Source organism: Citrobacter cronae (genome assembly GCF_016893685.1).
GTDB lineage: Bacteria > Pseudomonadota > Gammaproteobacteria > Enterobacterales > Enterobacteriaceae > Citrobacter > Citrobacter werkmanii.
This window is the reverse complement of sequence record NZ_CP069763.1, coordinates 1,680,339-1,699,323: the sequence shown is the minus strand read 5'-3', so window position 1 is coordinate 1,699,323 and position 18,985 is coordinate 1,680,339. Positions and strand designations below refer to the sequence as shown.

20 protein-coding genes are annotated in these 18,985 nt (G+C 55.6%); 17 read left to right on the top strand and 3 right to left on the bottom strand.

Features of this window, described 5'->3' with window-relative positions; genetic code table 11:
- Nucleotides 1-115: 115 nt before the first annotated feature.
- A complete protein-coding gene (proP, locus tag JSN25_RS07275; protein WP_038636419.1) occupies nucleotides 116-1,618 on the bottom strand; it encodes a glycine betaine/L-proline transporter ProP in 1,503 nt (500 codons plus the stop codon).
- Between the two features lie 699 nt (nucleotides 1,619-2,317).
- On the opposite strand from proP, the gene kdgT reads away from it, so the two are divergent.
- A complete protein-coding gene (kdgT, locus tag JSN25_RS07270; RefSeq protein ID WP_051594499.1) occupies nucleotides 2,318-3,316 on the top strand; it encodes a 2-keto-3-deoxygluconate transporter in 999 nt (332 codons plus the stop codon).
- A gap of 30 nt (nucleotides 3,317-3,346) precedes the next feature.
- Here kdgT and JSN25_RS07265 read toward each other — a convergent pair whose 3' ends face one another.
- On the bottom strand, nucleotides 3,347-4,240 hold the full coding sequence (locus tag JSN25_RS07265) for a diguanylate cyclase regulator RdcB family protein (protein ID WP_069325135.1): 894 nt from the start codon (nucleotides 4,238-4,240) through the stop codon (nucleotides 3,347-3,349).
- The gene (crfC, locus tag JSN25_RS07260; protein WP_204525568.1) at nucleotides 4,237-6,594 is read right to left on the bottom strand and encodes a clamp-binding protein CrfC; all 2,358 of its coding nucleotides are present in this window, start codon (nucleotides 6,592-6,594) and stop codon (nucleotides 4,237-4,239) included. The genes JSN25_RS07265 and crfC overlap by 4 nt, the downstream gene beginning before the upstream one ends.
- Before the next feature lie 538 nt (nucleotides 6,595-7,132).
- Here crfC and JSN25_RS07255 point away from each other — a divergent pair.
- From JSN25_RS07255 to phnP, 16 genes are all read left to right on the top strand, one after another.
- Nucleotides 7,133-7,468 (top strand): zinc ribbon domain-containing protein YjdM, encoded by a 336-nt coding sequence (locus JSN25_RS07255; RefSeq protein WP_003031835.1) that lies wholly within the window; start codon nucleotides 7,133-7,135, stop codon nucleotides 7,466-7,468.
- Nucleotides 7,469-7,607: 139 nt separating this feature from the next.
- Nucleotides 7,608-8,054, top strand: coding sequence for a VOC family metalloprotein YjdN (gene yjdN, locus JSN25_RS07250; protein ID WP_038636411.1), 447 nt, complete (start codon nucleotides 7,608-7,610; stop codon nucleotides 8,052-8,054).
- Between the two features lie 132 nt (nucleotides 8,055-8,186).
- Nucleotides 8,187-8,975, top strand: a complete 789-nt coding sequence (phnC, locus tag JSN25_RS07245) for a phosphonate ABC transporter ATP-binding protein (protein ID WP_038636408.1) — start codon at nucleotides 8,187-8,189, stop codon at nucleotides 8,973-8,975.
- Nucleotides 8,976-8,998: 23 nt separating this feature from the next.
- Complete coding sequence (phnD, locus tag JSN25_RS07240) at nucleotides 8,999-10,015, top strand: phosphonate ABC transporter substrate-binding protein (RefSeq protein ID WP_204525567.1); 1,017 nt, start codon at nucleotides 8,999-9,001, stop codon at nucleotides 10,013-10,015.
- An 80-nt stretch (nucleotides 10,016-10,095) separates the two neighbouring features.
- The gene (phnE, locus tag JSN25_RS07235) at nucleotides 10,096-10,875 is read left to right on the top strand and encodes a phosphonate ABC transporter, permease protein PhnE (RefSeq protein ID WP_038636402.1); all 780 of its coding nucleotides are present in this window, start codon (nucleotides 10,096-10,098) and stop codon (nucleotides 10,873-10,875) included.
- 20 nt (nucleotides 10,876-10,895) lie between these two features.
- Entirely contained in the window at nucleotides 10,896-11,621 is a 726-nt protein-coding gene (gene phnF / locus JSN25_RS07230) for a phosphonate metabolism transcriptional regulator PhnF (protein ID WP_085049657.1), read from the top strand.
- On the top strand, nucleotides 11,622-12,074 hold the full coding sequence (gene phnG, locus JSN25_RS07225; RefSeq protein ID WP_204525566.1) for a phosphonate C-P lyase system protein PhnG: 453 nt from the start codon (nucleotides 11,622-11,624) through the stop codon (nucleotides 12,072-12,074).
- A complete protein-coding gene (gene phnH / locus JSN25_RS07220) occupies nucleotides 12,071-12,655 on the top strand; it encodes a phosphonate C-P lyase system protein PhnH (RefSeq protein ID WP_003031824.1) in 585 nt (194 codons plus the stop codon). Before phnG ends, phnH begins: the two co-directional genes overlap by 4 nt.
- Nucleotides 12,655-13,722, top strand: a complete 1,068-nt coding sequence (locus JSN25_RS07215) for a carbon-phosphorus lyase complex subunit (protein ID WP_204525565.1) — start codon at nucleotides 12,655-12,657, stop codon at nucleotides 13,720-13,722. Before phnH ends, JSN25_RS07215 begins: the two co-directional genes overlap by 1 nt.
- Nucleotides 13,723-13,768: 46 nt before the next feature.
- On the top strand, nucleotides 13,769-14,560 hold the full coding sequence (gene phnJ, locus JSN25_RS07210) for an alpha-D-ribose 1-methylphosphonate 5-phosphate C-P-lyase PhnJ (RefSeq protein ID WP_230592289.1): 792 nt from the start codon (nucleotides 13,769-13,771) through the stop codon (nucleotides 14,558-14,560).
- Nucleotides 14,557-15,315: a phosphonate C-P lyase system protein PhnK gene (gene phnK, locus JSN25_RS07205; protein WP_038636380.1), complete on the top strand. Its 759-nt coding sequence runs from the start codon at nucleotides 14,557-14,559 to the stop codon at nucleotides 15,313-15,315. Before phnJ ends, phnK begins: the two co-directional genes overlap by 4 nt.
- 107 nt (nucleotides 15,316-15,422) lie before the next feature.
- Nucleotides 15,423-16,103, top strand: a complete 681-nt coding sequence (phnL, locus tag JSN25_RS07200; protein ID WP_204525564.1) for a phosphonate C-P lyase system protein PhnL — start codon at nucleotides 15,423-15,425, stop codon at nucleotides 16,101-16,103.
- Nucleotides 16,100-17,236: an alpha-D-ribose 1-methylphosphonate 5-triphosphate diphosphatase gene (gene phnM / locus JSN25_RS07195; protein WP_085049652.1), complete on the top strand. Its 1,137-nt coding sequence runs from the start codon at nucleotides 16,100-16,102 to the stop codon at nucleotides 17,234-17,236. The genes phnL and phnM overlap by 4 nt, the downstream gene beginning before the upstream one ends.
- Before the next feature lie 2 nt (nucleotides 17,237-17,238).
- Nucleotides 17,239-17,793 (top strand): ribose 1,5-bisphosphokinase, encoded by a 555-nt coding sequence (gene phnN, locus JSN25_RS07190; protein ID WP_038636371.1) that lies wholly within the window; start codon nucleotides 17,239-17,241, stop codon nucleotides 17,791-17,793.
- Entirely contained in the window at nucleotides 17,780-18,214 is a 435-nt protein-coding gene (gene phnO / locus JSN25_RS07185; protein WP_069325128.1) for an aminoalkylphosphonate N-acetyltransferase, read from the top strand. Before phnN ends, phnO begins: the two co-directional genes overlap by 14 nt.
- Nucleotides 18,215-18,222: 8 nt before the next feature.
- Entirely contained in the window at nucleotides 18,223-18,981 is a 759-nt protein-coding gene (gene phnP, locus JSN25_RS07180) for a phosphonate metabolism protein PhnP (RefSeq protein WP_199980388.1), read from the top strand.
- The last annotated feature ends 4 nt before the right edge of the window (nucleotides 18,982-18,985 follow it).

Sequence of the window (18,985 nt, the reverse complement as noted above, 5' to 3'; positions counted from 1 at the left end):
AAGGATATTAAGCCAACCTTAAGTCGCTGTGATAGATCAACATAATGTGCCGGATGGCAGTTGGTGCCTTATCCGGCCTACTGAGTACCACGCTACCCGCAGGCCTGAAAGCTGATTACTCATCAATACGCGGATGCTGCTGCACCAGACGCGAACGCTTAAGCTGCAATTCCGCAATTTCCTGATCGATATCTTCGATTTTATGCTCGATGTTATCGTAGTGCTCACCAAGGATCTCTTTCGCTTCCTGAATATCCGAAGCGGCAGGCGTCGCCCCTTTCAGTGGTTTATTTGCGGTCTCTTTCATGGTGATACCGGTAATTAAACCAACCACCGCAATCACCATCAGGTAGTAAGCAGGCATCATCAGATTCTGCGAACTTTCCACCAGCCAGGCAGCCAGGGTCGGCGTCAGACCCGCAACCAGGACCGAGATATTAAATGCCGCCGCCAACGCGCTATAGCGAATATGCGTCGGGAACATCGCCGGTAACGTTGACGCCATCACCCCGGTAAAGCAGTTGAGGATCACCGCCAGCATCAGCAGCCCGGCAAAAATCAGGCCGATGACATTACTGTTAATCAGGATAAATGCCGGAATGGCCAGCACAAACAGCGCAATACTGCCCATAATAACAAACGGGCGACGACCGAAGCGGTCACTGAGCAGACCCATCACCGGCTGCACAAACAGCATACCAATCATGATGGCGATAATAATCAACACGCCGTGGTCTTCAGAGTAATGCAGGTTATGCGACAGATAGCTCGGCATATAGGTGAGCAGCATGTAATAGGTAACGTTGGTGGCAATCACCAGACCGATACACGCCAGCAGGCTACGCCAGTGTTTGGTCGCAATCTCTTTAAACGAAACCTTCGGACCTTCCTGCAGGCCCTCGCGGTCGCCCTGTTCCAGTTTATCAACGTGCTGCTGGAACGCCGGCGTCTCTTCCAGCGCATGACGCAGATACAGACCAATCAGCCCTAACGGCAGCGCCAGGAAGAACGGAATACGCCAGCCCCACTCAAGGAAATTTGCCTCGCCGACAATGGTTGAAATCAGAACCACCACGCCCGCGCCCAGCACAAACCCGGCGATCGAACCGAAGTCCAGCCAGCTACCCATAAATCCACGCTTACGGTCAGGCGAATATTCCGCGACAAAAATCGACGCCCCGGTGTACTCTCCGCCGACCGAGAATCCCTGTGCCATCTTACACAGCAACAGCAGAATCGGCGCCCAGATACCAATCGAGGCATACGAGGGAATAAGACCGATACAGAAGGTACTGATCGACATAATCACAATGGTGATAGCGAGGATCTTCTGACGACCGTATTTATCGCCGAGCATACCGAAGAACAATCCGCCAAGCGGTCGAATCAGAAAGGGAACAGAGAAGGTGGCGAGCGCGGCAACCATCTGCACGCTGGGGTCAGCCCCCGGGAAGAACACTTTACCTAATGCGTAAGCAACAAACCCATAAACACCAAAATCAAACCACTCCATCGCATTACCTAACGACGCCGCGGTAATGGCTTTTCGCAATTTTCCGTCATCAATGATGGTGACATCGCGCAGCGTAATGGGTTTTATTTTTTTCCTTTTTAGCATACCAGTCCTCTTAGACTTAGCCCTGTCGCGCACAGTTCGACGCTCCTAACGCAACATGCGCTAAGGTCATCGCCGAGCGGGGAATGCACAGACGCAATCCCTGTAACAAGCGTAGCAGGTTTACTTACACTGGCTGGAAACGAGCAGTACAACCGAACCTGTTGACGCCTGATTGGGCGGTTAATGACCTCTTTACCCTAACAGTGTTTAAATTTGTGATCAACTTCACACATGGTATTTCATTTCGTCAACCTGCGTAAATAAGGTCATTCTGAGTCAGCTTTTTTACATGTCATGCTTGCGATTTACTGACAATTAAATACAAGAATAAATCGCTTTATTGCGCCAACAATCACAGCGGTCACTATTATTCTGCTAGCAAAAAAATCACCTAATCCCTTCACAAAAAGATCACAGCTTTTTTAATAATCACAGCGCTTGAGAACTTTTGCGCGGAATATGTGATGAAGATAACTAAAACATCGTTTTATTTTGATTGAATCAACGTTCCCATGAATGCAAACTAATTCCAGACGCAATATCCCTGGGAGCAGCGACACGCTCAACGTATGCCGCGTTAGATTCTATAAAACAAAGAGATAGCGATTACCTTTGTTAAGAAATTTTAGTAACCATTTGAATTTATTAATTTTTAACTCCTTGCGCATATAGTGCCTGCGACAAGATATGAGGACGTTTATGAAAATTAAAGCCACGATTGAACGCATCCCCGGCGGAATGATGTTGATTCCCCTGTTATTAGGCGCAGTGTTAAATACCTTGGCTCCCGATACCGGCGCGTATTTCGGTTCGTTTACCAAAGGTATGATCAGCGGAACGGTGCCTATTCTGGCGGTGTGGTTTTTTTGTATTGGCGCATCTATTGATTTACGGGCAACCGGTACAGTATTACGGAAGTCCGGTACGCTGGTTATCACCAAAATAGCCGTGGCGTGGGTAGTGGCAATGATAGCCGCGTCATTTATTCCTGATACCGGTATTCAAACCGGGTTCTTTGCGGGACTTTCGGTACTGGCAATTGTTTCCGCGATGGATATGACCAACGGTGGTCTGTACGCCAGCCTGATGAACCAGTACGGAACGAAAGAAGAGTCCGGCGCATTTGTGTTGATGTCTCTGGAATCCGGTCCGTTGATGACGATGGTGATCCTTGGTTCAGCGGGCCTGGCCTCCTTCGAGCCACACCATTTTATCGGCGCGGTATTACCGTTCCTGATTGGCTTTACGCTGGGTAATCTGGATCACGATCTGCGTTCTTTCTTCAGCAAAGCCACGCCGGTGCTGATCCCGTTCTTCGGCTTTGCGCTGGGCAACACCATTAACCTGAGCGTCATCGTTGATACCGGTCTGTTGGGTATTCTGCTGGGCGTCGCGGTTATCGTTATCACCGGTATCCCGCTGATTATTGCTGACCGCGTTATCGGTGGCGGGAACGGTACGGCAGGTGTGGCTGCCTCTTCTGCGGCAGGCGCTGCGGTGGCAAACCCGGTGATTATCGCCCAGATTAACCCGGCGTTTGAACCGGTTGCCGCCTCCGCCACAGCGCTGGTCGCCGCCAGCGTGATTGTCACCGCCATTTTGGTGCCAATTATCACCGCGCTGTATGCCAAACGCTTTAATAAAAACCTGGTCGCCAACGAGACGGCGGCTACCCCGGCAGACTCTCTGCACCACTAACTCTTCCTTAGCCCCACTGACCGTCCCTGCTCAATTGATGAGTGGGGACGGTGCAAAAATCTCCTCAACCATCGCATCAGCCAGCCGTTTCGCCGAACACAATCGCGGCATTCCCAACGCCACATTCTGCCATCGCTGCGTCACCGACCAGCTCACCGGATGGCGCTGCGCATCACACCAGTCGCCTAACCAACTCAACATATCGTTGTGCTCGCCCGAGCCGCCAACCGTCGGCGCGCTGAGCCAATGATGATAATAATGACGCGTAGCGGGCGCCGCATTCACGCTGTCTGCCAGCGTCTGAGCTGCCATGATGCGCAGATTGTCTTTAAGCATTGAGACCACATCGGCATTCGCTAATCGGCAGGCGTCACCAAAAGCTCCCCAGCGCAGTTCTTCCAGCGCGACAAAACAGCGTCCGGGTAACGACCAGCCGTCATACGCCCCAGCCCGCCACCGGGTAAAAATTTGCTCGCTGTGTTCGCCCGCCTGAACCGTCAGGCCGCGTTGCGTCAATGCCTTCTCCTTATACGCACCGCGTTGAGTGAACCAGTCCGTAAGCGAATTTATCTGCTGTATGAGACCGGGGGTGGACAGCCCCCGCGGATGTTCGGTCTGTTGCAAAAACATTAGCCGTTCGGCGATGCGCACCAGCGCCAGATGGCCCGGGTCGATCATGCCCGCCAACTTCTCCACCAGCTTCAGACGCATCACCAGATGCTCGCTGGACACTCCCGCCATCACCCACGCCCGAAGTTGCGTCTGGGATAGCACCTCCTGCGTCAGGCGCGCACGCAGCCGCTGCTGCTGTTGCAGAAAACCGCCGGAACGTTTGGTTTCATCTCCTTGAACCAGATCGACCATAAACTTCGGGTAGACACACTCCAGCGTCCGCCCGGGGCCTTCCAGTAACACGTTAGTCATGTGTGCTCAGTTGCAAAAAGGGTGTTGATATCGTCGCGCAGCAAGCGGGAATCTTCAAAAAGCCATGCCGCCGTCGTAATGCGATGCTGTAATTGTTCATTCAACGCATTCACCGCAGACTCATTTTGCTGGCGCAGGGTCAGGCTCTCACGCAGGCTCGCCTGTAATTGCGCCAGACACAGCGAAAAATCAGCAAAAAACGTGGCCATGCCTGCCGTAACGGAAATATCGACCTGAGCAACTAAAGCTTTACGAATTTGTTGGCAAAACTGGGTAACGTAATGCACAAGGCTCTTGTGCAGCGCGCCCATATCAATGAGATAACGCGTTTTTGTTTCGACGTAATCATTCCATCCCCAGTTGGGTTGATTCAGCCAACGGGAGAAAGTGTCACGCACCACACCGCCAGTAGACGACGTATTTTCCGCCGGAATATCCTGTTCAATAGCCTCATTAAATAGCTGGCGGGTATTAAAATTAAACATCGCCGCATGAAAGGCCGGAAAACGGATACGCGCACGAAATCCGGCGTGATTCAGCTCCTCTTTCACCCGCGATTCAATAGGCCGCATAGCGTCATTGAGTGCCCGGGACAGGGTCGACTCAAGCTGCTCAAAACGTAGCGCTAAATCCCGGCTAATACTCTCCTGGGCTGCCAGCAATACCCCTTCACAGGACGAGCGCATTTTATCTAAGACGATTTTCGCCTGCCCTTCGTCATGCAGCACCAGCATTTCACCCGCCATTTCAGCCGTTATAGCGCCTGATCCCTGGCCGTGCGGTGACATCATCAGGACGTTTTCTTTGACAAAAAACGTATTGATGCCGCACAGAATCTCAGTCTGTTGCTCATTGAGATAGGTCGCGGCAGATGCGAGCGCCAGTTCTACTTCATGGTTAACTTCATCGCTCACTCGCCCCTGACTTACCTGTAACTGCTGCATATCCTCTTCAATATGCGTAATGTTCAGCCGCAGTTTTTCATAGGCCACCGTTAATCCGTGGGCGCGAAACTCCAGATATTCGTGCGCGCTTTGCGCATAGTTCAATAACTTATGCGACGCGGAACGTAACGCATACAGCGAAGCATTGGCGTGAGCGGCATGAATCACGTTCTGAATCGGCTGCTCAAACAACGAATCTTCCCACAGTAAATCGGCGGCATGACGGATGTGCTCCGTATCCTCAAGATCGGTGGTACGCCAGCGCCTGCCCAGCGCCGCTTCGGCAAAATCCTGTACCCAGCGTTGCACCTGATGATCCGGCAACCGCCCGCGGGTGGTTAGCTCATGACGCGCTCTGTTCGCCAGATAGCCCCACATCGAGGAAACCGGATAGATCCGTTCAGGGGTGATTCCGCCTTGCATCAGCGTGCCGGAAATCAAAGCCCGCACCTGCTCTTCATCATCACTGTTGCGGTCTTTCTGATCGAATTTGTTGACCAGCGCGTACAGCGGCACTGTTTTCCCGACCGCCATAATCGCCCGACGGACTTCCTCATCAGAAATCGACTTCAGTTGGGTGTAATCCATTACCGCCAGGACCGCAGAAGCCCGCGCCAGCTGTTCATTCAGCATTTTTTGTAAGTGCGGTTGTCCGGCCTCGTTCGGCCCCGGCGTATCCAGCAGCGTTAATTGCCCCGGATAGCTTGCCTGTCCGGCCAAATGGACAAATTCGACCTCGATAACCGGAATATGCTCAATCGCGGCATAAGCGGCAAAAGGAAAATCAGCCTCCAGCGCTTTTGACAAACGCACCAGGTCATTCAGGCTTTTAAGACAATGGAAAATAGGCTGTGCGCCAAGATAATACCGTTCAAAAGCCACGCCGTTTTCAATATGCTGCAGCAGGACGTTCATATCCTTATCAATTTCCAGCGTCTGCGTAAGACGCTGGCGATCGCATGCCCGCATGCGCTGCTGTAAAACCTTCATTAAGGCTTCGATCGGCGCGACATGCGAAAAATGCAGTACCGGCTCTTTCTGCCCCGGCGTATGGCGAATAAGCGTCGGTAACGCCGTCATCGGACGATTACGATTAGGTAAAACTTCTGTGCCGACAATCGCGTTAATCGTCGTCGATTTTCCCGCTTTCATGGTGCCAACGATGGCCAGCACCATTTCCAGACGCGTAATCTTGCGCAGCTCATTATTAAGCGTCGCCTGCTGGGCATCCATACCACGCGCGCTGAAATGCAGGGGCTGAACAACCTGTCTGCTATGCTCTCCATGTTGCAGCGCGACATCATCTAACGACGTGATGGGCAATTTTTGTAATTGCCGGAGATGTTCAAGAGAGAGCATCAGCAAGCGTTCAGCTTCCTGACTTAATTCATATATTGTCTGTGTGTGCATGGAAAATTTTTCCTTAACGCAAATGGCATTGCTTTTATTTAGCCTAATCGTTTTATTTATAGATTTTCGGCTTTTATAATTACGTGTGGAAATAATTAAAATCGAAACAACCAATTGATATTATTAAAATAAATTTGGCATATAACCGCTGGCCTGATGCCTCTCACTTATGTAATAAGTAAGAAAGATAAACAGCGTAGTTCAGTTTTAAAGAATACCCGCTGAATTCCCCTACTAAAATTAAGGGGCCAGGAGATATTCAACCATCAGGACGTAGACACCCGTAAGCGGTGTTACCTATAAATATCAGTTATTTCGCCTCACCTTATCTTAAATAACCTGGCGTAGCAATTTCCCTTAAAAAATATTGCGCCATACTTCATTGCTGTGAAAGCAAAGGATCTTTACAGCAGATCATTTTGCTTTATCGCGCAGTAGTCCCGACAAAAGCAGGGATTTTATGTATAATTGCGGCCTTTTTCGGCAATCTGCCATTTTTTGGGCGCATTTGCCCCTGCTGACTTTTGAGGAAATCCACATGTCATTACCACACTGCCCACAATGCAACTCCGAATACACTTACGAAGATAACGGCATGTTCATCTGCCCGGAATGCGCTCACGAATGGAACGATGCTGAACCGGCTCAGGACAGCGACGAACTTATCGTTAAAGATGCTAACGGCAACCTGCTGGCCGACGGCGACAGCGTTACCGTAGTGAAAGACCTGAAGGTAAAAGGTAGTTCTTCAATGCTGAAGATCGGTACCAAAGTAAAAAACATTCGTCTGGTGGAAGGCGACCATAACATCGATTGCAAAATCGATGGCTTTGGCCCAATGAAGCTGAAATCAGAGTTTGTGAAAAAGAACTGATGCAAATTGCCTGATGGCGCTGCGCTAATCAGGCCTGTGTCAGCTCATCTGCCAGGCGGGAAGCTCATACTTCCCGCCTGGTTTATTTTTGCAGACGCTAACTACACTTAACTGGTTTCTTTTACCTGAGGTAAAGATCATGCCGTTAAGTCCCTATATCTCCTTTGCAGGCAACTGCGCAGACGCCATCGCCTACTACCAAAAAACATTAGGCGCCGAGCTGCTCTACAAAATCAACTTCGGTGAAATGCCCAAATCGGCGCAGGACAGTGAAGAAGGTTGCCCTTCAGGAATGAAATTCCCCGATACCGCTATCGCCCACGCCAACCTGCGCGTTGCGGGCAGCGACATTATGATGAGCGATAGCGCCCCCGATGGAAATGCCCACTACTCTGGCTTTACGCTGGTGCTCGACACGCAAAATGTCGACGAAGGCAAGCGCTGGTTTGATAACCTCGCGGCAAACGGAAAAATCGAAATGGACTGGCAGGAAACCTTCTGGGCCCACGGTTTTGGTAAAGTGAGCGACCAGTATGGCGTACCGTGGATGATCAACGTCGTCAAACAGCAGCAACCTACCGAGTAATCCAACGGGAGGCTTGTCCTCCCGTACTGTCATCAAAAATCGCTCAACTCTTCATCGTTGAGTAACCATCCCTTAACGAAAACGTCACATTGATCCGCCACGATGGGGCCACTTTTTTAGGGAGGCCGCATCATGCAAACGATTATCCGCGTCGAGAAACTCTCCAAATCCTTCAACCAGCATCAGGCGCTCAATGCGGTTGATCTGAGCATCTGTTCCGGTGAGATGGTGGCTCTGCTTGGGCCGTCTGGCTCCGGCAAATCCACCCTTTTACGTCATTTAAGCGGTTTGATCACCGGGGATAAATCGCCCGGTAGCCATGTTGAGCTGTTGGGTCGCACCGTCCAACACGAAGGTCGGCTGGCACGCGATATCCGCCAAAGCCGCGCCCACACCGGCTATATCTTCCAGCAGTTCAATCTGGTTAACCGTCTGACGGTACTGGAGAACGTCCTGATTGGCGCGCTCGGCAGCACGCCGTTCTGGCGCACCTGTTTTAGCTGGTTCAGTCAGGAGCAGAAACAGCGCGCGCTCCAGGCGCTGACCCGCGTTGGCATGGCGCACTTTGCGTATCAGCGCGTTTCCACGCTTTCGGGCGGGCAACAGCAGCGCGTCGCTATCGCCCGGGCGCTGATGCAGCAGGCCAAAGTGATCCTGGCCGACGAGCCGATTGCCTCGCTGGACCCGGAATCCGCACGCATCGTAATGGATACCCTGCGCGACATTAATCAGACCGACGGCATCACCGTGGTCGTCACGCTGCACCAGGTGGATTACGCCCTGCGCTATTGCGAACGCATCGTCGCGCTGCGCCAGGGCAACGTCTTCTTTGACGGCAGCAGCCAGCATTTTGATAACGATCGTTTTGACCATCTCTACCGCAGCATGAACCGCGTCGAACAGAACGCGCAGGCTGCCTGACATCCCCACAATGAGGAATGGAAATGAGCTATAAGACAGTTGCCGCGCTGGCCTTTACCAGCATGTTTAGTCTCAGCACCCTGCTCAGCCCGGTCCATGCCGAAGAGCAGGAAAAAGCGCTGAACTTTGGCATTATTTCGACCGAATCACAGCAAAACCTGAAGCCGCAGTGGGAACCGTTCCTGAAGGACATGGAAAAGTCACTGGGCGTGAAAGTGAACGCCTTCTTCGCCCCGGACTACGCCGGGATCATCCAGGGAATGCGCTTTAACAAAGTCGATATCGCCTGGTACGGCAACCTCTCGGCAATGGAAGCGGTGGATCGCGCTAACGGACAAGTGTTTGCCCAGACCGTCGCCGCCGACGGATCTCCGGGGTACTGGAGCGTGTTGATCGTCAACAAAGACAGTCCGATCAACAACCTGAACGATCTGATCGCCAAACGTAAAGATCTGACCTTCGGCAACGGCGATCCCAACTCCACGTCAGGCTTCCTCGTCCCCGGTTACTACGTCTTCGCCAAAAACAACATCTCCGCCAGTGATTTCAAACGCACCGTTAACGCCGGACACGAAACCAACGCGCTGGCCGTTGCCAACAAGCAGGTCAATGTCGCCACCAACAACACCGAAAACCTCGACAAACTGAAAACTTCCGCACCGGAAAAACTGAAAGAGCTGAAGGTGATCTGGAAGTCACCGCTGATCCCGGGCGATCCGATCGTCTGGCGTAAAAACCTCTCCGAAACCACCAAGGACAAGGTGTACGACTTCTTTATGAACTACGGCAAAACGCCGGAACAGAAAACCGTACTTGAACGCCTGGGCTGGGCGCCGTTCCGTGCCTCCAGCGACCTGCAACTGGTGCCAATTCGTCAACTGGCGCTGTTTAAAGAGATGCAGGGCGTGAAGGACAACAAAGGGCTGAACGAGGAACAGAAAGCCAGCAAAACCTCGGCGCTGAAAGCGCAGCTCGACGATCTGGACCGTCTGACCGCCGCGCTGGGCGCTATGACCAGCGTCACCAAAGCGGTGCAGTGATTTGTAGAGCGGATTGTAGGCCGGATAAGCGCAGCGCCATCCGGCCTACCACGCAAACACACGTACCAACGGAGCTAAACATGCAAACCATCACCGTCGCCCCGCCCAAACGTAGCTGGTTCTCGCTACTGAGCTGGGCCATTCTTCTCGCCGTGCTGGTGGTCTCGTGGAAAGGTGCCGAAATGGCTCCGCTCACGCTGATCCAGGATTCCGGCAATATGGCGACCTTCGCCGCCGACTTCTTCCCGCCGGACTTCAGCCAGTGGCAGGACTATCTCGGTGAAATGGCCGTCACCCTGCAAATCGCCGTCTGGGGTACTGCCCTCGCCGTTGTGCTGTCGATTCCTTTCGGCCTGATGTGCGCCGATAACCTCGTGCCGTGGTGGATTTACCAGCCAATGCGCAGAGCGATGGATGCCTGCCGCGCCATCAACGAAATGGTCTTCGCCATGCTGTTCGTGGTCGCCGTCGGCTTAGGTCCGTTCGCCGGGGTGATGGCGCTGTTTATCCACACTACCGGGGTGCTCTCCAAGCTGCTTTCCGAAGCGGTAGAAGCCATTGAACCGGGTCCGGTAGAAGGCATTCGCGCCACCGGGGCCAACAAAATTGAAGAGATCCTCTACGGCGTTTTGCCGCAGGTGATGCCGCTGCTGATCTCCTACTCGCTGTACCGTTTTGAGTCCAACGTTCGCTCGGCCACGGTGGTCGGCATGGTGGGCGCAGGCGGTATCGGCGTGACCTTATGGGAGGCGATCCGCGGCTTCCAGTTCCAGCAAACCTGCGCCCTGATGGTGTTAATCATCGTCACCGTCAGCCTGCTGGATTTCCTTTCCCAGCGTTTGCGTAAGCACTTTATCTGATTAACGAGGCATTGATTGCTATGCACTTGTCTACACATCCGACCAGTTATCCAACGCGTTATCAGGAAATTGCCGCGAGACTTGAGCAGGAGCTTCGTCAACATTATCGCTGCGGGGACTATCTGCCCGCCGAGCAGCAGCTTGCCGCGCGCTACGAGGTGAATCGCCATACCCTGCGCCGCGCCATTGACCAGTTGGTTGAGCGCGGTTGGGTTCAACGTCGCCAGGGCGTCGGCGTGCTGGTGCTGATGCGCCCGTTTGATTACCCGCTCAATGCCCAGGCGCGTTTCAGTCAGAACCTGCTGGACCAGGGTAGCCACCCCACCAGCGAAAAACTGCTGGCGGTGCTGCGCCCGGCCTCCAGCCATATTGCCGACGCGCTCAGCATTAACGAAGGCGATAACGTTATTCACCTGCGTACTCTGCGCCGGGTTAACGGCATCGCCCTGTGCCAAATCGACCACTATTTTTCCGACCTCACGCTGTGGCCGCTGCTGCAGGGCTTTACCAGCGGTTCGTTGCATGACTACTTACGCGAACAGTCCGGTCTGACGCTCCTGCGCACGCAAACACGCATCAGCGCCCGCCGGGCCCAGGCCAAAGAGAGCAAGGTGCTGGAAATCCCCAACATGGCGCCGCTGCTGTGCGTGCGCACCCTGAACCACCGTGAAGGCGAAGAGCAGGCAGCGGAATACTCCGTCAGCCTGACCCGCGCCGACATGATCGAATTCACTATGGAGCACTGAATGCATTTCGATACCGCCACCCGCCAGCGCTGGATGCGCGCGCTGGCTTACAGCAATGCCGATGCGCTGAACGCCCGCATCAACGCGCTCAAACTGACGCCGGACTATGAACTTATCCGCGCACCGGAATGCGGACTGATGCAAATCCAGGCCCGCATGGGCGGTACCGGCAATCGCTTCTTTGCTGGCGACACTACGCTCACCCGCGCGGTGGTGCGCCTGAAGAGCGGCACGCTGGGTTACAGCTACCTGCTGGGACGTAACAAACACCATGCCGAGCAGTGCGCGGTAATTGACGCCCTGCTGCAGGAACAAACGGATTTCCAAAGCTTAATGGAAACCTTGATTGTCCCGCTGGAAGCGGAACGCGATGCGCTGATTAGCGCACGCCGTGCCGAAATCAACGCCAGCCGGGTCGACTTCTTCACGCTGGTACGCGGAGATAACGCATGACCTTACAAACCGCTTTTAATTTACCCGTTCAGGATGCGCAGCAGAGCTTTCGTCGCCTGCTGAAAGCCATGAGTGAACCGGGCGTGATCGTCGCCCTGCATCAACTGAAACATGGCTGGCAGCCGCTGGGCCTGGCAACCACCAGCGTGCTGCTGACGCTGGTTGATGGCGACACGCCGGTCTGGCTGGCGCCGTCGATGGATAACGATATTGCCCGGCAGAATCTGCGTTTTCATACCAACGCGCCGCTGGTGGATCAGCCGCAGCTGGCGGCTTTTGCCGTCGCCGACGAACGCATCAGCAGCGAACAGCTAAACGCCCTCTCCGCCGGTTCCGCCGTCGCGCCAGAGACCAGCGCAACGCTGATTGTTCAGGTCTCTGGCTTAAGCGGCGGACGCATGCTGCGTCTGACCGGCGCCGGTATCGCCGAGGAACGCATGATCGCGCCGCAGCTGCCGGAATGCCTGATTCACGAACTCACCGAACGCCCGCATCCGTTCCCGCTGGGGGTCGATCTGATCCTCACCTGCGGCGAACGCCTGCTGGCTATTCCGCGAACGACTCATGTGGAGGTGTGCTGATGTACGTCGCTGTCAAAGGGGGCGAAAAGGCGATAGCCAGCGCCCACGCCCTGCAGGAAAACCGACGCCGGGGCGAGGAGACCATTGCCGAACTGAGCGTCGCGCAAATCGAACAGCAGATGAACCTGGCCGTCGATCGGGTGATGACCGAAGGCGGCATCGCCGACCGCGAACTGGCGGCGCTGGCGCTAAAGCAGGCCAGCGGCGATAACGTCGAAGCCATCTTTTTGCTGCGCGCCTATCGCACGACGTTGGCAAAGGTGGCAGTCAGCGAACCGATAAACAGTGCGGAAATGCGCCTTGAACGCCGAATCTCCGCGGTCTACAAGGACATTCCCGGCGGGCAACTGTTAGGTCCAACCTACGATTACACCCATCGCCTGCTGGATTTTACCCTGCTGGCCAATGGTGAAACGCCGCCGCTGCGCTGCGCGGATAACACGCAGGATGCCTCCCCGCACGTCTTTTCCCTGCTGGCAAACCAGGGGCTGGCAAAACGCGAAGAAGATAACGGCGACGCACCCGACGATATCACTCGCACGCCGCCGGTTTACCCGTGCTCGCGTGCCTCACGCCTGCAACAGCTGATGCGCGGCGACGAGGGCTATCTGTTGGCACTGGCCTACTCCACCCAACGCGGTTACGGACGCAACCACCCGTTTGCCGCCGAGATCCGCAGCGGCTACGTCGCGCTGGAAACCGTACCGGAAGAGCTGGGATTTGCGGTGAACGTCGGCGAACTGCTGATGACGGAGTGTGAAATGGTCAACGGCTTTGTCGCGCCAGAGAACGAATCTCCCCATTTTATCCGCGGCTACGGTCTGGTGTTCGGCATGAGCGAACGTAAAGCGATGGCGATGGCGCTAGTGGACCGCGCCTTACAGGCGGCCGAATACGATGAAACGGTCACGGGACCGGCGCAGGACGAAGAGTTCGTGCTGGCACATGCGGATAACGTCGAGGCGGCGGGTTTTGTATCGCACCTCAAGCTCCCCCATTACGTCGATTTCCAGGCCGAACTGGAACTGCTCAAACGCCTGCAACAGGAGGCCGCCCGTGACCGCTAACCTCTCCGGCTACAACTTTGCGTATCTTGATGAACAGACCAAACGCATGATCCGCCGCGCCATTCTGAAAGCGGTAGCCATCCCCGGCTATCAGGTCCCATTTGGCGGACGTGAAATGCCGATGCCCTACGGCTGGGGCACGGGCGGCATTCAGCTTACCGCCAGCGTGATTGGCGAACCGGACGTGCTGAAGGTGATTGACCAGGGCGCGGACGACACCACCAACGCGGTGTCGATCCGCAACTTCTTCAAACGCGTGACGGGCGTGGCGACGACGGAGCGTACCGAAGACGCCACGCTGATCCAGACCCGCCACCGCATCCCGGAAACACCCTTGGTGGAAGATCAGATAATCATTTTCCAGGTGCCAATCCCCGAGCCGCTGCGCTTTATTGAACCGCGCGAAACGGAAACCCGCACCATGCACGCGCTGGAAGAGTACGGCATCATGCAGGTGAAACTGTATGAAGATATCGCCCGCTTCGGCCATATCGCCACGACCTACGCCTATCCGGTGAAGGTCAATAACCGCTACGTCATGGACCCATCGCCCATCCCGAAATTCGACAATCCGAAGATGGACATGATGCCGGCCCTGCAACTGTTTGGCGCTGGTCGTGAAAAGCGCATCTATGCCGTTCCACCTTACACCCGCGTAGAGAGCCTCGATTTCGACGATCACCCGTTTACCGTGCAGAGCTGGGATGAGCCTTGCGCCATTTGCGGCTCTACCCACAGCTATCTCGATGAAGTGGTGCTCGATGACACCGGCAAACGCATGTTTGTCTGTTCCGACACCGACTACTGCCGCCAACAGAGCGAGGCTCTCAGCAAATGACGCAACCGCTGCTTTCAGTCAACAACCTGACTCATCTCTACGCGCCGGGCAAAGGCTTCAGCGACGTCTCGTTTGACCTGTGGCCTGGCGAAGTGCTGGGTATCGTCGGCGAGTCCGGTTCCGGCAAAACCACTCTGCTGAAATCAATCTCTTCACGTCTGACGCCACAGAACGGTGAAATATTGTATCAGAACCGTTCGTTGTACGACATGAACGAGGCCGACCGCCGCCGTCTGCTGCGCACCGAGTGGGGCGTGGTGCATCAGCATCCGCTGGATGGCCTGCGCCGTCAGGTTTCCGCAGGCGGCAATATCGGCGAACGCCTGATGGCCACCGGCGCGCGCCACTATGGCGACATTCGCGCCACCGCGCAGCGTTGGCTGGAGGAGGTGGAGATCCCCGCCTCACGTATCGACGACCTGCCGACCACCTTCTCTGGCGGCATGCAGCAACGCCTGCAGATCGCCCGTAACCTCGTCACCCACCCGAAGCTGGTGTTTATGGATGAACCCACCGGCGGGCTGGACGTATCGGTACAGGCCAAACTGCTGGATCTGCTGCGCGGTCTGGTGGTGGAACTGGATCTGGCGGTGGTGATTGTCACCCACGATCTGGGCGTAGCGCGTCTGCTGGCGGACCGTTTGCTGGTGATGAAACAGGGTCAGGTGGTGGAAAGTGGGTTAACCGACCGCGTGCTCGACGATCCGCATCATCCGTATACCCAGTTGCTGGTGTCGTCCGTATTGCAGAACTGATTTTTTGTTGTGCCCGATGGCGCTGCGCTTATCGGGCCTACCTGGATCGCACTTTTGTAGGCCGGATAAGGCGCAGCCGCCATCCGGCAAAAAATCTCGAGGCAAAAATGATTCGCGTTGAAAATGTCAGTAAAACCTTCGTGCTCCACCAGCAAAACGGCGTACGTCTGCCAGTGCTGCAAAACGCCACTCTGGCAGTGAAAAGCGGCGAATGCGTGGTGCTGCACGGTCACTCGGGCAGCGGTAAATCCACGTTGCTGCGTTCGCTATACGCCAACTACCTGCCGGATGAAGGGCACATCCACATTCGCCACAGCGATGAATGGGTCGATCTGGTGCAGGCCCCGGCGCGCAAAGTGCTGGAAGTTCGCCGTTCAACCATCGGCTGGGTAAGTCAGTTTCTGCGCGTGATCCCCCGTGTCTGCGCCCTGGATGTGGTGATGCAGCCGCTGCTGGATCTCGGCGTATCCCGTGAAGAATGCGCCGCGAAAGCCGCCAGCCTGTTAACGCATCTCAACGTACCGGAACGCCTGTGGCACCTGGCGCCATCGACCTTTTCCGGTGGCGAACAGCAGCGCGTTAACATCGCCCGTGGGTTTATCGTCGATTACCCTATTCTGCTGCTCGATGAGCCGACCGCCTCATTGGACGCCAAAAACAGCGCTGCCGTGGTGGCGTTGATTGAAGAGGCGAAAGCCCGCGGCGCAGCCATTGTCGGTATTTTTCACGATCAAACCGTGCGCGACCGCGTAGCGGACCGTCTGCATCTGATGGGAACAACAGCATGATTATCAACAATGTAAAGCTGGTTCTGGAAGATGAAGTGGTGCAAGGATCGCTGGAAATTGCGGGCGGGGTTATTCGCGCCTTTGCCGAAACCCAGAGCCGTCTGCCTGAGGCTTTAGACGGCGAAGGCGGCTGGCTGCTGCCAGGGTTGATTGAGCTGCATACCGATAATCTGGATAAATTCTTCACCCCGCGCCCGAAGGTCGACTGGCCTGCCCACTCGGCGATGAGCAGCCATGACGCGCTAATGGTCGCCAGCGGCATTACTACCGTGCTGGACGCGGTGGCAATTGGCGACGTGCGCGACGGCGGCGATCGGCTGGAAAATCTGGAGAAGATGATCAACGCCGTGGAAGAGACGCAAAAACGCGGGGTCAATCGCGCCGAACACCGCCTGCATCTGCGCTGCGAACTGCCGCACCACACCACCCTGCCGCTGTTTGAAAAACTGGTCGGGCGCGAGCCGGTGACGCTGGTTTCACTGATGGATCATTCGCCGGGCCAGCGCCAGTTCGCCAATCGAGAAAAGTACCGCGAGTATTATCAGGGCAAATATTCGCTCACCGACGAGCAGATGGCCCGCTATGAAGAAGAACAGTTGGCCCTCGCCGCACGCTGGTCGCAGCCCAATCGTAACGCCATCGCCCAGCTTTGCCGCGAACGTAATATCGCGCTGGCGAGCCATGACGATGCCACCAGCGAACATGTGCTGGAATCGCACCAACTTGGCAGCGTAATCGCCGAATTTCCTACCACTTTCGCGGCGGCTGAAGCCTCGCGCCAGCACGGAATGAACGTGCTGATGGGCGCGCCAAACATCGTGCGCGGAGGGTCTCATTCCGGCAATGTGGCGGCGCATAAGCTGGCTGAGCTGGGGTTACTGGATATTCTCTCCTCCGATTACTACCCCGCCAGCCTGCTCGACGCGGCATTTCGCGTAGCGGATGACGACGCCAACCGCTTTACGCTGCCGCAGGCGATTCGTCTGGTGACCCGCAATCCGGCGCGGGCATTGAATCTCGACGATCGCGGCGTTGTTGCCGAAGGTAAACGGGCGGATCTGGTGCTGGCACATCGCAAAGGCGGCAACATCCATATCGACCACGTCTGGCGTCAGGGCAAAAGGGTATTCTGACTATGGGGAAACTGATCTGGCTGATGGGGCCATCCGGCTCTGGTAAGGACAGTCTGCTGGCGGAACTCCGCCTGCAGGAACCCGCGCAACTGCTGGTGGCGCATCGATACATCACCCGTGCCGCTAACGCCGGGAATGAAAATCATATTGCGCTGAGCGAACAAGAGTTTTTTACCCGCGCCGGGCAGAATCTGCTGGCGCTGAGCTGGCATGCAAACGGCTTCTACTACGGCGTGGGCGTGGAGATTGACCTCTGGCTGCACGCCGGTTTTGATGTGGTGGTCAACGGATCGCGCGCCCATCTGCCCCAGGCGCAGGCTCGTTATGGCGCGTCGTTACTTCCTATTTGCCTACAGGTTTCCCCGGCGATTCTACGCCAGCGTCTGCAGGCGCGTGGGCGGGAGAGTGAAACGGAAATCGCCGCCCGCCTTGAACGCGCGGCACGCTACGCGCCGTATGACTGCCACGTCCTCAACAATGATGGCAGTTTGCTACAGTCTGTCGATACACTGCTCGCCCTGATGGGACGCAAGGAGAAGAAACATGTCTGTCTGTGAATTACGCCGCGCCACGCTCTACGATACCGATGCGGTTTACGCGCTTATCTGTGAACTCAAGCAGGGACAATTCGATCGCCAGGCCTTTAGCGCCGGATACGCCGCGAATCTGCAAGATCCTAATATGCACTACCAATTGGCGCTGCTCGACGGAGAAGTCGTCGGCTTGATCGGTCTGCACCTGCAGTTTCATCTGCACCACGCCAACTGGATTGGCGAGATTCAGGAACTGGTGGTGATGCCACAGGCGCGAGGATTAACGGTAGGCAGTCAGCTACTGGCCTGGGCCGAAGCCACCGCACGCGAAGCAGGCGCAGAAATGACCGAGCTTTCCACCAGCACCCAACGCCTTAACGCGCACCGTTTCTACCAGCGCGAAGGCTATACCCAGAGCCATTTCCGCTTCACCAAACCGTTGTAGGGGGAGCCATGAGTCTGACCATTACGCTGACGGGAACCGGCGGCGCGCAGTTGGTGCCGGCATTTGGCTGCGGCTGCGCGGCCTGTCAGCGGGCGCGCGTACAGGCGCAATACCGTCGACGCCCCTGTAGCGGGGTGGTCAAATTCAATCATGCGGTAACCCTGCTGGACGCGGGGATCCCGCATCTGATGGACGACTGGCCAGCGGGCAGCTTTCAGCAGTTTCTGCTGACCCACTATCATATGGATCATGTGCAAGGACTGTTTCCGTTGCGCTGGGGCGTGGGGGCGAGCATCCCGGTGTACGGCCCACCGGATGAGCAGGGTTGCGACGATCTGTTTAAGCACCCCGGTATTCTCGATTTTAGCCATACCGTTGCGCCGTTCGTGGTATTTGACCTGCAAGGGTTGCAGGTGACGCCGCTGCCGCTCAACCATTCAAAGCTGACGTTTGGCTATTTGTTCGAGACCGCGCACTGCCGGGTGGCGTGGCTCTCCGACACCGCCGGGCTTCCCGATAAGACGCTGAAGTTTCTCCACAATAACCCACCGCAGGTGATTATCATCGACTGCAGCCATGCCCCGCGCGCCGAACCGCCGCGCAATCATTGCGATCTCAATACCGTCCTCGCGCTGAACGAGGTTATCCGCTGTCCAAGGGTTATCCTGACGCATATCAGCCATCAGTTTGATCTGTGGCTGATGGAAAATCCGCTGCCGACAGGCATCGAAGCAGGATATGACGGGATGGAGATTGTGCTGGATTAGCGAG

Bases quoted from the DNA above. Each gene is read 5' to 3' on its own strand.
- phnE (WP_038636402.1), top strand. From the start codon at position 10,096: ATGCAAACCATCACCGTCGCCCCGCCCAAACGTAGCTGGTTCTCGCTA.
- proP (WP_038636419.1), bottom strand. From the start codon at position 1,618: ATGCTAAAAAGGAAAAAAATAAAACCCATTACGCTGCGCGATGTCACC.
- phnH (WP_003031824.1), top strand. From the start codon at position 12,071: ATGACCTTACAAACCGCTTTTAATTTACCCGTTCAGGATGCGCAGCAG.
- JSN25_RS07255 (WP_003031835.1), top strand. From the start codon at position 7,133: ATGTCATTACCACACTGCCCACAATGCAACTCCGAATACACTTACGAA.
- phnK (WP_038636380.1), top strand. From the start codon at position 14,557: ATGACGCAACCGCTGCTTTCAGTCAACAACCTGACTCATCTCTACGCG.
- phnG (WP_204525566.1), top strand. From the start codon at position 11,622: ATGCATTTCGATACCGCCACCCGCCAGCGCTGGATGCGCGCGCTGGCT.
- kdgT (WP_051594499.1), top strand. From the start codon at position 2,318: ATGAAAATTAAAGCCACGATTGAACGCATCCCCGGCGGAATGATGTTG.
- phnP (WP_199980388.1), top strand. From the start codon at position 18,223: ATGAGTCTGACCATTACGCTGACGGGAACCGGCGGCGCGCAGTTGGTG.
- phnN (WP_038636371.1), top strand. From the start codon at position 17,239: ATGGGGAAACTGATCTGGCTGATGGGGCCATCCGGCTCTGGTAAGGAC.
- phnC (WP_038636408.1), top strand. From the start codon at position 8,187: ATGCAAACGATTATCCGCGTCGAGAAACTCTCCAAATCCTTCAACCAG.
- phnM (WP_085049652.1), top strand. From the start codon at position 16,100: ATGATTATCAACAATGTAAAGCTGGTTCTGGAAGATGAAGTGGTGCAA.
- phnJ (WP_230592289.1), top strand. From the start codon at position 13,769: ATGATCCGCCGCGCCATTCTGAAAGCGGTAGCCATCCCCGGCTATCAG.
- crfC (WP_204525568.1), bottom strand. From the start codon at position 6,594: ATGCACACACAGACAATATATGAATTAAGTCAGGAAGCTGAACGCTTG.
- yjdN (WP_038636411.1), top strand. From the start codon at position 7,608: ATGCCGTTAAGTCCCTATATCTCCTTTGCAGGCAACTGCGCAGACGCC.
- phnF (WP_085049657.1), top strand. From the start codon at position 10,896: ATGCACTTGTCTACACATCCGACCAGTTATCCAACGCGTTATCAGGAA.
- phnO (WP_069325128.1), top strand. From the start codon at position 17,780: ATGTCTGTCTGTGAATTACGCCGCGCCACGCTCTACGATACCGATGCG.
- phnL (WP_204525564.1), top strand. From the start codon at position 15,423: ATGATTCGCGTTGAAAATGTCAGTAAAACCTTCGTGCTCCACCAGCAA.
- JSN25_RS07265 (WP_069325135.1), bottom strand. From the start codon at position 4,240: ATGACTAACGTGTTACTGGAAGGCCCCGGGCGGACGCTGGAGTGTGTC.
- JSN25_RS07215 (WP_204525565.1), top strand. From the start codon at position 12,655: ATGTACGTCGCTGTCAAAGGGGGCGAAAAGGCGATAGCCAGCGCCCAC.
- phnD (WP_204525567.1), top strand. From the start codon at position 8,999: ATGAGCTATAAGACAGTTGCCGCGCTGGCCTTTACCAGCATGTTTAGT.